Source organism: Marvinbryantia formatexigens DSM 14469, from assembly GCF_025148285.1.
Taxonomy (GTDB): domain Bacteria; phylum Bacillota; class Clostridia; order Lachnospirales; family Lachnospiraceae; genus Marvinbryantia; species Marvinbryantia formatexigens.
Map to the genome: position 1 here is coordinate 2,443,279 of NZ_CP102268.1, position 12,837 is coordinate 2,456,115.

The 12,837-nt window shown below is 47.7% G+C and carries 10 protein-coding genes and 1 riboswitch; of the genes, 7 read left to right on the forward strand and 3 right to left on the reverse strand.

The genetic code is table 11. The features are described from left to right. Window positions 1-86 precede the first annotated feature (86 nt). From NQ534_RS11620 to NQ534_RS11635, 4 genes are all read left to right on the forward strand, one after another. Complete coding sequence (locus NQ534_RS11620) at window positions 87-956, forward strand: ABC transporter permease (protein WP_242655295.1); 870 nt, start codon at window positions 87-89, stop codon at window positions 954-956. Between the two features lie 22 nt (window positions 957-978). Then, a complete protein-coding gene (locus NQ534_RS11625) occupies window positions 979-1,839 on the forward strand; it encodes a carbohydrate ABC transporter permease (protein ID WP_006859899.1) in 861 nt (286 codons plus the stop codon). Window positions 1,840-1,910: 71 nt separating this feature from the next. Beyond that, the gene (locus NQ534_RS11630; RefSeq protein ID WP_143115757.1) at window positions 1,911-2,912 is read left to right on the forward strand and encodes a family 43 glycosylhydrolase; all 1,002 of its coding nucleotides are present in this window, start codon (window positions 1,911-1,913) and stop codon (window positions 2,910-2,912) included. A gap of 57 nt (window positions 2,913-2,969) precedes the next feature. Next, a complete protein-coding gene (locus tag NQ534_RS11635) occupies window positions 2,970-5,282 on the forward strand; it encodes a helix-turn-helix domain-containing protein (protein WP_143115758.1) in 2,313 nt (770 codons plus the stop codon). Window positions 5,283-5,301: 19 nt separating this feature from the next. Here NQ534_RS11635 and NQ534_RS11640 read toward each other — a convergent pair whose 3' ends face one another. The 3 genes from NQ534_RS11640 to NQ534_RS11650 all read right to left on the reverse strand — a co-directional run bounded on the left by NQ534_RS11640 (window position 5,302) and on the right by NQ534_RS11650 (window position 8,905). Beyond that, window positions 5,302-5,919, reverse strand: coding sequence for an HAD family hydrolase (locus NQ534_RS11640; RefSeq protein ID WP_006859902.1), 618 nt, complete (start codon window positions 5,917-5,919; stop codon window positions 5,302-5,304). Between the two features lie 234 nt (window positions 5,920-6,153). After that, entirely contained in the window at window positions 6,154-7,821 is a 1,668-nt protein-coding gene (locus tag NQ534_RS11645) for a glycoside hydrolase family 13 protein (protein WP_006859904.1), read from the reverse strand. Window positions 7,822-7,984: 163 nt separating this feature from the next. After that, window positions 7,985-8,905, reverse strand: a complete 921-nt coding sequence (locus NQ534_RS11650; RefSeq protein WP_006859905.1) for a helix-turn-helix domain-containing protein — start codon at window positions 8,903-8,905, stop codon at window positions 7,985-7,987. Between the two features lie 232 nt (window positions 8,906-9,137). Beyond that, window positions 9,138-9,340, forward strand: a riboswitch (cobalamin riboswitch). Window positions 9,341-9,668: 328 nt separating this feature from the next. Between NQ534_RS11650 and NQ534_RS11655 the strand changes: the two genes are divergently transcribed. The 3 genes from NQ534_RS11655 to NQ534_RS11665 are packed head-to-tail and all read left to right on the forward strand — an operon-like array spanning window position 9,669 to window position 12,814. Then, the gene (locus NQ534_RS11655; protein WP_006859906.1) at window positions 9,669-10,691 is read left to right on the forward strand and encodes a sirohydrochlorin cobaltochelatase; all 1,023 of its coding nucleotides are present in this window, start codon (window positions 9,669-9,671) and stop codon (window positions 10,689-10,691) included. A 54-nt stretch (window positions 10,692-10,745) separates the two neighbouring features. After that, the gene (locus NQ534_RS11660; protein ID WP_006859908.1) at window positions 10,746-11,663 is read left to right on the forward strand and encodes a hypothetical protein; all 918 of its coding nucleotides are present in this window, start codon (window positions 10,746-10,748) and stop codon (window positions 11,661-11,663) included. Next, window positions 11,663-12,814 (forward strand): ABC transporter substrate-binding protein, encoded by a 1,152-nt coding sequence (locus tag NQ534_RS11665; protein WP_006859909.1) that lies wholly within the window; start codon window positions 11,663-11,665, stop codon window positions 12,812-12,814. Before NQ534_RS11660 ends, NQ534_RS11665 begins: the two co-directional genes overlap by 1 nt. Window positions 12,815-12,837: the final 23 nt, after the last annotated feature.

Sequence of the window (12,837 nt, forward strand, 5' to 3'; positions counted from 1 at the left end):
AGGAAACGGCGCCGGAAAGAAAAATAAGGAGCTGAGGCAAGATGACAGTGATACGGACATGGAAAAAGTATATTAAGCGGGACTGGATGCTGTTGTTGATTATCCTGCCTGGGGTAGTTTACTTTGCTGTCTTTTGTTATGGACCAATGTATGGCATTCTGATGGCATTTAAAGATTACAATATCTCAAAGGGGATATGGGGCAGTCCCTGGGTGGGGTTGAAGCATTTTAAAGAGCTTGTAAATTCTGTTTATTTTGGAAGGCTGGTGAAGAATACCTTTCTACTGAGTATTGAGCAGCTGCTCTGGTCCTTTCCGGTACCTATTGCCTTTGCTTTGTTGTTGAATGAGATACGGAGCAAAAAATTTCAGCGATTTGCCCAGACTGCGGCATATCTTCCGCATTTTGTTTCTGTGGTGGTGGTAGTGGGTATTCTAAAGGATATGCTTTCCTCTGATGGAGGCGTGCTGACTCAGTTTCTCTCTTTTTTTGGTGTGACACCGAAAAATTATTTTAATTTACCGGAGGCTTTCAGACCTTTGTATGTTGGTTCGGGCGTATGGCAGGAGTTTGGCTGGAATTCTATTATCTATGTAGCTGCTATTGCAGGAATCGACCAACAGCTTTATGAATCAGCAGCTCTGGATGGGGCGGGGCGATGGAAGCAGCTGATACATATTACACTTCCGTCTATTGCGCCAACTATCATTTTGCTGTTGATTTTAAATATGGGGAATATGTTGAATATAGGCTATGAAAAGGTTATTCTGATGTACAATGAAGCTACCTATTCCACAGCGGATATTTTTTCCACCTATGTATACAGGAAAGGATTATTGAACGCACAATACAGCTTTGCTTCTGCAGTGGGGCTGGCTAACTCGGTAATCAATGTCATTATTCTGCTGTGTGCAAATTTTCTTGCAAAAAAGACAACGGAAACGAGCATTTTCTGAATGACAGGAGAGGAGGCGGAAAATGAACAAAAAAGGGAAAATACAGAGAGCGGATATTTTGGTGACGATGATGACGGTTCTGATAATAATTATTACTCTGTATCCGGTTATTTATGTAATCAGTATGTCTTTCAGTGACCCGAACCATGTGCTGGCAAAGGATGTATACCTTTTTCCTAAGGGGTTTTCATTAAAAGCATACAAAATGATTCTGAATAATAAAACAGTTCTACGTTCCTTTGGAAATACAGTATGGTATACAATTGTGGGAACGCTTATCAGTGTGACGATGACTGTGTCTACTGCCTATCCCCTGTCCAGAAAACGGTTTTTTCTGCGTAAACAGTTATCATTTTTGATGACGCTGACGATGTTTGTCAGTGGAGGACTGATTCCGCTCTATATTCTGGTACAGAAGCTACATCTCTACAATACAAGATGGTCTGTCATATTGCCTTATATTATCAGTGCCTATAATCTGATTATTACCCGCTCTTTTTTTGAGTCCCTGCCGGAGGAGATAGCGGATGCGGCTAAAATAGATGGGGGAACAGAGTGGACCATTATGACGAAAGTTTTTATTCCGCTTTCGAAGCCGATTATTTCTGTACTGACTTTATTTTATGGGGTGGGATACTGGAACAGCTATTTTGCGCCGCTGATTTTTCTGTCTAATGATAAATTACAGCCGATTCAGCTTTATCTGCGGGGCATTCTACTTACCAGCGAGATGCAGTCTGCCGGTATGGGGATGGATGCGGTGCTGATGAATGAACAGATGAAGTATGCCGTGATTGTGGTGGCTTGTTTCCCGATTATGCTTTTGTATCCTTTTATTCAGAAATATTTTGAGAAGGGTGTACTTATCGGGGCCGTAAAATAGAAGAACGGCACAATATCTGGAAAATAATTTTGGGATATATGTTAGGGTGTGTTTTGCCGGGAGGAATGAAGATGAATATAAAAGCGCCGGAAAATATGAGCAGCGTGGAACGGATTGCGTTTTATGACTGCGAGGAAAATAAAAAATTTTATCAGTATGGAACAGCGGGAGGTTGGAAAAAATACAGGGAAAACCCGGTGTTTGGAGGAGAACATGGTACCTGTTTTGACGTGTCATTGCTGCGGGATGAGGAAGCTTCTTTATTTAAGATGTGGTTTTCCTGGAGACCCAGAAAGGCAATCGGCTATACTGAGAGCAGAGACGGAATGCATTGGAGTGAACCCAGGGTAGTGCTGGAACCGCTGAAAGAATCTGCCTGGGAGGCGGATGAGATAAACCGTCCTACGGTAATTTTTCATAATGGGAGATATCAGATGTGGTATTCCGGTCAGATGAAACCGTATCAGGAGAATGGACGCTCCGTGATAGGATATGCGGAAAGCATGGATGGAATTCATTGGATCAGACGGGAAACACCGGTAATGATTCCTGACCAGCTTTGGGAAAAACAGGCTGTTATGTGCCCGCATGTGCTTTTTGATGATGAAGATGGACAATATAAGATGTGGTATGCGGCAGGCTGCAACCATGAGCCGGATGCTATCGGATATGCCTGGAGCAGAGATGGTATCCGGTGGGAAAAATATAGGGAGAATCCAGTGCTTTCACCGGACATAGAACATTTGTGGGAGCAGCATAAGGTAGTAGCACCATGTGTGATTAAGGAAGATGGCTGGTTTTACATGTTTTATGTGGGACATCTCCATGAGGAGCGGGCGCAGGTAGGACTGGCACGCTCAGAAAATGGTATTACCGGCTGGGAAAAGCACCCGGATAATCCCTTAATCTGCCCGGATGAAGGAAGATGGGATTCTGTAGCAGTATACAAGCCGTTCGTTTTAAAGGTGGGAAATCAGTGGTGGATGTGGTATAATGGGGCAGAATATGAAGAGCCGGTCTGGGTATTTGAGCAGATTGGTCTGGCAGTGCTGGATAGAGAAGCGTTGTTTTAGGAAAAACGGGAAGTGAAAAAGGAGTGGGAGAATTTTGTTGTAAATGAGGGGTGGAGAATGAAGAACAGAAGAAAAAACCAGACAAAATCTAAAATGTTTGCCTCCTACATAGTGATTCCGGTCTTGATTCTGACAGTGATATCCTGTCTGTTTTCATCAGCTTATTATGAAGTATCGCAAAGACGAAATTTAGCTTTTGAGGATTCGGCTTCTGAAAATGTCAATGAACAGCTGAAGGGAGTGATGGATAATCTGTTGAAATCAGCGGTTCAATATTCTATGACACCCTGGGTCCGGCGATTGAAATATATGCAGAAGATTCCCGATATGATGCAAAAGAGCATTACCGCGTCTGACATTCTGGATTATGCCAGTACGGTGTCGCTGGCTGAGATAAATGAGAATCTGGTGGAATCCATCTACATTTATTACAGTCTGGAAGGTTTTGGGATTAGCAGTATTGGTCGGGTAACATGGGATGAATATATAGATATTTACGGGATTATCTGTGAAGAGAAAAGCGTTCAGACCGGAGAGGTGCTGAGTGAGAATAATCAGCAGGCTATTTATCACCATGTTTCAATGATTAAAAATGGAAAGCGGATGGATGGTTTTTTCCTTATCCAGACAATTCCGATGGAGAATACGTACAATGGAGAAGTAAATATTTTGTTTTATGTTTCCTATGATGCATTATGTGACTATATTTGGAAATTTGCAGGTGACGGGACAGAACAGCTTTATCTTACGGATGGACAGGAAATACTGTGCAACCTTGCGAACAGAGCAGGGGATATGGAACAAATTGGAAAAGAGCTGCGGACAGAGGGGGCGGAGGAAACGCAGCTTTTACCGGGGGACTCCATCAAAGAATTGAAGTCCGGGGAAAAGGGATTTGTTTATCGGAAGAGCCTTGATAAATATGTTTCAGAATATACGAAGACAGGAATGGATATTGGTGTATTGCAGATTCTTGAACCGGATTTTCTGCGCAGTGATTTTTTTAGTTTTTTAAAGTGGATTGTGGCAGGGGATTTTTTGTTGTTTGGATTGATTGTGATTGTATCATCCCGGCTTACAAAGCGCAGCTACCAGCCGTTGGAGCACATTATGAATCTGATTGACGAGAAGAATCGGGAAAATCTTGATGAATATCAGCTGATTGAACATACGTTGAAAGCATTCAACTCCCAGAAGGAACGGCTGGATATATCGGTTTATGAACAGAATCCTTTAGTGGAGCAGTATCTTCTTCATAATCTGTTGAATCAGGGGCGTCTCCGGCAGGATGAGGTTAAATATATTAATACTATGCGGAGGTATGCAGGGTTCCGTTGTCTGGTGTTGAAGGATAGCCTGGAGACCGGGCAGTATGCGGGGGAAATAGATGCCTGTCTGGCGGTATATCCGCAGATTCACGCCGCTTCCCTGAAGGGGGAGAACTGCTATATCTGGGTACTCAGCTACGGTGAGGAGAGTCTGGTAGAAGAGATTGTGGACACTTTGGAGCAGACCTTTACGGAGATGGACTATCGGGAGGCAGTAATGGCTATGAGCGGCAGATATGAGGAACTTCTCAGGATGCAGGAAGCGTTTCGCGAAGCGGTCTGTACGCTGAGTTACCATTATTTCTATCCGGAGAGAAAGCTGTTGCTATATGATGGAGATTTTATTGGGGAACGGGAACAAAGTAAAGTGACCTTTGAGATAGCGGACGGAGTCATGGAGGAACTCCGGAAATATGTGGAAGCTCTTCAGCCCAGGGCGGTTGTTACAGTGTATTGCCAGTTGGTCTGGTATAATTTCCGGGAACGTATGCTGAGCCGGGAAAAATGGTTTGCAGGAATCCACGAGTTAAATGAACATATGGCAGATATGTTTAGGGACTCCGGCAGAGAGGAGGCTCTTGAACGTATCGGGCTTCTGGAACCGGAAAATTTTGGGAGTTTAGATGGCTATCTGCAAACCTTTGAAGTGAAAATTACCCAACTGATAGAACGCTGTGCTTCCCGGGAAAATCCTATATATACAGTGCGTAATCAGATGATACGTCAGTATGTGGAGGAGCATCTCGCGGACGCGAACCTGTCGCTGAGCGAGACAGCACGGGTAACGCGCTACACCTCCACCTATTTTGGCAAATATTTTAAAGAACAGTTCGGATGCGCCTTCCAGCAGTATGTGGCTGTGCGGCGGATTGAATGCGCAAAGAAATACTTACTGGAAGATCCGGAACGGAGAAATATGAGTATCCAGGAGATTGCGCTGGCCTGCGGTTTTACCAATGACGTGACCTTCCGCCGGACTTTTAAGCGGTATACGGGAGTTACGCCGTCCCAATTCGAAAAGGAAAACCTGAGCGAGACGTAATCAGTGCTGAATAGCTGACTTAAAACAGCGAAACAAGGTCCATCGGGCAGGAAATCCTCATATCAGGCTCTGCCACGCTGCCGAAGCCATACTCGGCAAAGACGAAGGGGATTCCGGCTTCTTTGCAGGCATCGGCATCGCCCTGGGTGTCGCCGACATAAACCGGATCCTGCAGATTGTTTTCGCGCATCAGACGCAGAATGGTCTGTCCCTTGGAGGTGCCGGTCTGCCCGAAGCAGAGGTGGTCTTTAAAATATTTTCCGTATCCGGTCTTGCGAAAAAGCAGCTCGATATAGCCGGACTGGCAGTTGCTTACAATAAAGAGCGGGTATTTTGCGGACAGAGCCTTCAGCGCGTCCTCCAGACCTTCATACACAGTCCCCGGTGTTTTTTCGAGCTCTTCGTGCTCCTGCGTGAAGCACATTTCGGCAAGCGCGCACTGGCGCTCATAGGGAAGACTGGGGAGCAGAGTGGCAAAAATCACATCCATCGGTTTTCCGAAAAGCTGCTTTAAATCGTCCGGCGTCACCCGGATGGGCAAATCAGTATTTTCGCTGATTGTCCGGTTATAGGCAACGGCAACGACATCCGTAGAATCCCAGAGCGTGCCGTCTACATCAAAAATAATTCCATCCATGACAGTTCTCCTTATATATCTTGAGATAGTTTTTTCCGGGCACATGCCGGAACTAAAAACGTCCACCGGACGTTTTTTCGTATGCATGGCAATAAAAAACTGCCCGTCGTTCCCGCCCGCGCCTGCAGGAGCAGACTGGTGGGAACATCTGCGGACAGTTTATCATAAAAAGAGAAAAATCACAATGAAATTATCAAATATAGCGGGTAACAAATTATGAAACACAGCCGGGGGCTACAGCTCCAGCACTACTGCCTGATAGCCCTCCAGATGAAGCTGCGTGCCTTCTGCGGCGAGCTGTCCGAGATTGTTGAGCAGCACTTTTTTATAAGGCGCATCAAGTGTGACGGTCTGCGGCTGTTTCTGGTAATTGGCGATAACCAGCAGCGTCTGCTGGCTGCCGCGGCGGTAAAATGCCATCAGATTGTGACAATCTTCCCACACCGGTTCCAGATCCCCGTAAACAATGGTGTCAGCGTACTGCGGATTTTTTCGCAGCGCTGTCAGCTTTTTATAATAATTCAGTACGGAATCTTCGCGCTGCGTCTGTTCGGCAGCATTGATCTTTGTGTAATTTGGATTCACGCGCAGCCAGGGCGTACCGCTGGTGAATCCGGCATTTTCGCTGTCGTTCCACTGGAACGGAGTGCGGGCGTTGTCACGGCTCAGGCGGTTGACCGTTTTCAGTGCTTCCTCCGGAGAAAGCCCGGCATCTAAGGCAACCTGGTATTCGTCGAGCGTGCTGATGTCGTCCACTTCGTCAATCGAAGTGAATGTCAGATTTTCCATGCCAAGCTCCTGCCCCTGGTAGAGGAAGGGCAGACCCTTCAGCATAAAGGAAATAGTTCCGAGCATTTTTTTGCTCGTCTCGCAGCAGTCGCCTTCCGGAATGTAGCGGCTGACGCCGCGGGGCTCGTCGTGGTTTTCAATAATATTCGAAAGAAAACCGATGTTTTCTACCTTGCGCTGGCTCTCGAAGCAGCAGTGCTTAAAATCATCCGGCGTAATCAGGCGGCTGTCGTACCAACCCTTCGGACTGCCGCCGAAGATGGTCTCGTTAAAGTCGAACATGGTGGAAAAGCAGCCGTTATCGCCGATGAAATCCGGCAGCTCCTCCTGTTTTTCGTTGAAGACCTCGCCGACGGAAAAGGCGTTGTGGGGCTTAAAGGTGTTGTCTGCCATTTCGTGCAGGAAATCGAGTACACCCTGCGCGTCCTCCAGCATATAGTGAATCGAGGAAAGCCCGTCCTCGCGGTCAACCGGATAATCCTTAAAGGGCAGCGCTTTTTTGATATTGATAATCGCATCGATACGGAAGCCGGCAACGCCCCTGTCCAGCCACCAGTTAATCATTTTGTAGATTTCATGGCGCACTTCGGGGTTTTCCCAGTTTAAATCCGGCTGCTTTTTGTGAAATACATGCAGGTAATATTTGTCGGTTCCGGGAATCTTTTCCCATACCGGACCGCCAAAATAAGAACGCCAGTTGCACGGCAGCTTTCCGTCTTTGCATTCTTCGATATAAAAATATTTTCCGTAAGGACCGTCCGGGTCGGCAAGCGCCTTCTGGAACCATTCGTGCTCATCGGAGCAGTGGTTTACGACCAGATCAAGCACGATATACATATCGCGTTTTTTGGCTTCGGCAATCAGCTCATCCATGTCCGCCAGCGTTCCGAAGCGCGGGTCGATATTGTAATAATCGGAAATGTCGTAGCCCTGGTCTGCCAGCGGGGAGCAGAAGCAGGGGGAAATCCAGACGATATCCACGCCAAGCTCCTTTAAGTAATCAAGTTTTTCAATAATTCCGCGAAGGTCTCCGATACCGTCCCCGTTGGTATCATAAAAGCTCTTCGGGTAAATCTGATAGGCAACCTTTCCATGCCACCATTTTTTCTGCATAATCAAATCCTCCTTCCGGGTAATTCAGACCGAATGCGCTCCGTTACTGTGAACGGAGTAAACAGTAACTGCGCCCCGGCTCTTACAGGCTGGATACAGTATAATTCCAGAGCCGGAAAAAATCTTCTGCAAATATGACTAAAAATTACGAAATATTGACTTTCTAAAGCCCTTTCCGGTATTGCAGGGGCGTACACCCGCACACCAGCCGGAAGGTACGCATAAAGTTGCCCAGATTATTGAAGCCGCTTTCCAGGGCGATTTCCGTTACAGAATGGTCGGTTTCTTTCAGAAGACGGCAGGCATACCGGATACGCATCTCATTTAAATAGGTAATTGGCGGTCTGCCGATGATTTTTTTGAAGAAGCGGCAGAAATACTGCTCGTTCATGTTTGCCTGGGCGGCAAGCTCCTGCATGGTAACTTTTTCGGTCATGTGTTCCTGCATGTAGGAGAGCGTTTTTTTGACGGTGTCTACCCGCCTGTCTGCGGGCATCTGGGAGACAGCAAGGAGATTCTGCTCGGAAAAGGCGGCGAAAATATTTAAAAGCGACGCCTTTGCGCGCATATACTGCGGGAGGCTGCTCACACGATACTGGCTGCGGAGGTTGGAAGCGCCGGAGGGAAGCCCGGCGGCGTCCGCAATCTGCAGAAATTCGCGTTTCAGAATGACGAAGCAGGGATTTTGGCGATAAATCAGTCCGGGAAGCGATAATGAGCCTTCTGCAAGCGGCTGCACAAGCTTTTCCTGCACCGGGTCTGCGGCAAAAGCGCGCAGCATGGACAGGGAAAAGACGAACGCCATTTCCCGGTAATCTTTTTCTGAATAAATGTAATGGAGGTCTCCGCTTTTTATCAGACAAAAGCACTCTTCTTCAATTTCATATTTTTCCATATTGATTTCCAGATGAAAACAGCCCTGTTCAAAATAAATAATCTCCAGCTCCTCATGCCAGTGGTGCTTTGCCAGAAACGGCGTACCGGCGGGAGAGGCGGCGCTGTCCGCCTGATAACAGGCGCAGGGAAAAGCGGCGGTGCCGTGCAGCCGGTTTTCTTTCAGGGGCGTGATGTCAGAATGCTTCATAGATTCCTCCTGTGGGGTTGAGGCGTAAAAACATGATTCAGGTGTGAGCAAATCCCATTTGCGAAGCAAATATAAAATGGATCTGCAAAGGTTACCGGAACAGAGTGAACAGCAACACTGTATCATATATTGGGGATACTGGCAAGCGTAATAACAGGATAAAAATACTATTAAATCAATATTTATAAAATACTTGTACTTTTGAAAAAAGGGTGATATGATGTATATAACTTCATAGAGCAATGCAACAGGTGCAGAGAACGGCATCGCCGTACTTTTGTTAAAAGGGAAACAGGTGAAAATCCTGTACGATCTCGTCACTGTATGCAGGGAGTGCAGAACAAAGCGCGTCGGCGCAGCCACTGGGAAACCGGGAAGGCAGTTTCTGTGTGATGATCTGCAAGTCAGGAAACCTGCCTGCTGCTGGTACGGGACCAGGGATACCGGTCCGAATCACGAGTAATTGATTGTACCGTTTTGCATGTTCTGCAGCCGCACGAATCTTTTACTTATCCAGGTAAAAGATTTTTTATTTTGTGAGAGATTTTCGCAGATTTCTGCCGGATAAGAAAGAGCGGAAAGCAGATTTTTGCGGTTGTGCATGTTCCTTCTTCCGTGCCGAAATGGAGACGACGTCCGGGCAGAAACGCCCTGTGGATTCAGAATTTCTGAACCGGCGTCACGGATATTGCTGATGCAAAAATTTACATACATCAGAGACAGAGCGGACTGCTTTGTCTGAAAAATTAAGGAGGATAAGAACATGAAAAACAGATTGTGGAAATTGCTGGCAGCAGGAGTTGGAGCAGCAACCTTAATGATGGGCGCTGTAGGTGTACAGGCAGAGGAAGCAGCTACAGAGGCTGTATCGGAAGAGGCGACCGAAGCTGCAGCAGAGGATACGACTGAGGCTGCGGAGGAAGAAGCAGAGGACGAAGAAAACTATGAGACCGGCGATGCTTCCAAGGACAATCCGAGAAACCAGGATGAGATTGGCGAGAAGGAGCTGCTGGTAGTAAGCTTCGGTACAAGCTACAATGACAACCGTGTGGCAACCATCGGCGCTATCGAGAACGCGATGGAAGAAGCATTCCCGGATTACTCCGTAAGAAGAGGCTTCACAGCACAGATTATCATCGACCATGTAAAAAATCGTGACGGCGAAGTAATTGATAACTTTGGCGAAGCGCTGAACAGAGCAATCGACAACGGCGTAAAGACGCTGGTTGTACAGCCGACACATCTGATGAATGGTCTGGAGTATAACGATGTGATTGATGAGCTTGCACAGTATGCAGAGGAATTTGAGCAGGTTGTGGTAGGCGATCCGCTTCTGACTACCGACGAGGACTACGACACTGTAATCAGTGCGATTACAGAGGACACAAAGGCACAGGATGACGGCGAGACCGCAATCGTGTTCATGGGACATGGCACGGAGGCAGAATCCAACCAGATTTATGCAACCATGCAGGAGAAGCTGACAGCGGCAGGCTATGCAAACTACTTTGTAGGTACAGTAGAAGCAACTCCGTCGCTGGATGATGTACTGGCAGCAGTACAGGCAGGTGAATATAAAAAGGTAGTTCTTCAGCCGCTGATGATTGTTGCGGGCGACCACGCAAACAACGATATGGCAGGCGACGAGGAAGGCGCATGGAAGAAGACTTTTGAGGATGCTGGCTATGAAGTAACCTGCAATCTGAAGGGTCTGGGAGAGATGCCGGCAATCCAGGAGCTTCTGGTTGCACATGCACAGAAGGCGATTGACAGTCTTGCTGAATAAACGGACATGTCTGCTGATGCAGGCGTCACCATTTATGAAAAGAGGCATATTTGAATGAAAAAGTTTAAAGCAACAGTGCTGGCTGCGGTATTCGCAGCCGGCATGATGAGCGCACTGGCGTGCGCAGAGGAAACGGAAACAGAGGTAACGACGGAAGCGGTCTCAGTGGCGGCAGAGAGCGGCACAGAAAGCCAGGTGGCGTCGAAGGATGAAATGGCGCCGGTCGAGGATATTGTGACGGAAGACATGACGCCGGTTTATGCAGACAGTCTTGTGGACGGCGTGTACAGTATCAAAGTGGATTCCAGCTCCTCCATGTTCAGCATTGAGGAATGCGAGCTGACGGTGGCGGACGGAAAAATGACAGCCGTCATGACAATGGGCGGTACCGGTTATCTGTACCTGTACATGGGCACCGGCGAGGAAGCCGTTGCCGCATCGGAGGAGGAGTACATACCGTTTGTGGAAACAGAGGACGGAAAGCACACCTTCGAGGTTCCGGTGGAAGCGCTGGATATGGGCGTTGACTGCGCTGCATTCAGTAAAAAGAAGGAAAAATGGTATGACCGTACGCTGGTATTCCGGGCAGATTCCCTGCCGCAGGAAGCATTTGCGGAGGGCACCATTACATCGCTGGAGGATTTGAACCTGGAGGACGGCAGCTATCAGATTGAAGTCGGGCTGGAGGGCGGCTCCGGCAGGGCTACGGTGGAATCTCCTGCAACGCTGACGGTGGCGGACGGCAAGGCTACGGCTACGATTATCTGGAGCAGCAATTCCTACGATTACATGATCGTAAATGATGAAAAGCTTGAGCCGGTTACGATGGAAGAGCATTCTACGTTTGAAATTCCGGTGACGGGCTTCGACTGGAAAATGCCGGTGGTTGCGGATACGATTGCCATGAGCACGCCGCACGAGATTGAGTATACCCTGTATTTTGATTCATCGACGATTGAAAAGGCGGAATAATGAAAAGAACGATTGTTTTTTTCCGGACGTTCCTGCTATCAGTGTTTTTTCTGCTCTGCTGCGCCGCTGCGGTGTGCGCGGCAGAGCCGTCTGATACGGCGCCGGATTTTGGAAGCATGAAGAAAGAGAGCAGTATGGAGCTTCTTTATGCAGAGCAGTTTTCAGTGGACTATTATGAGGGCGGCTATGCCCTGATTACAATCAGGGAGAGCGGCCGTTTTCTTGTTGTTCCGGAGGATAAACCGGTTCCGGAAAATCTGGATGAGGATATTGTGGTCATTCAGAAGCCTCTTCAGAATATTTATCTTGTCGCCACCTCGGCGATGGACCTGTTCTGTGCGCTGGACGGCACGGACGCCATCAGCCTGTCGGGCACAGACGCTTCCGGCTGGTACGTGGAGAAGGCGCGCGAGGAAATGGAAAATGGTAATATTGTCTATGCCGGAAAATACAGTGCGCCGGATTATGAGCTGATTTTATCGAAGAACTGTGACCTGGCGGTGGAATCCACCATGATTTATCACACGCCGGAGGTAAAGGAAAAGCTGGAGGAATTTGGCATTCCGGTGCTGGTGGAGCGTTCTAGCTACGAGACGCATCCACTTGGCAGGACGGAGTGGCTGAAGCTGTACGCGGTGCTCCTTGGAAAAGAGGAGCTGGCGGATACGCTGTTTTCCGAGCAGGCGGAAAAGCTGGAGGAAGTGCTTGCGCAGGAGAATACCGGGAAAACGGTGGCATTTTTCTACATCAGCTCCAGCGGCTATGCAAATGTGCGTAAAAGCGGCGATTATGTGGCGAAGATGATTGAGCTGGCGGGCGGAAAATATATTTTTGACGATCTGGGTGATTCTGATAATGCGCTTTCCACCATGAATATGCAGATGGAGGAATTTTACGCGAAGGCAAAGGATGCCGATTATCTGATTTACAACAGCACGATCGACGGAGAGCTGTATACGCTGGATGAATTGTTTGCCAAAAGCAGTCTGCTGAAGGATTTTAAGGCGGTACAGAACGGGAATGTTTACTGCACCGGGAAGAATCTTTTCCAGGAGACGATGGGACTTGGTACCATGATTGCCGATATTCATACGATGCTCACGAGCGAGACGGGAGCGGATGAATTTACGTATATGCACAGGCTGAAATAATGTAACAGTCCGGGCAGGCTGCT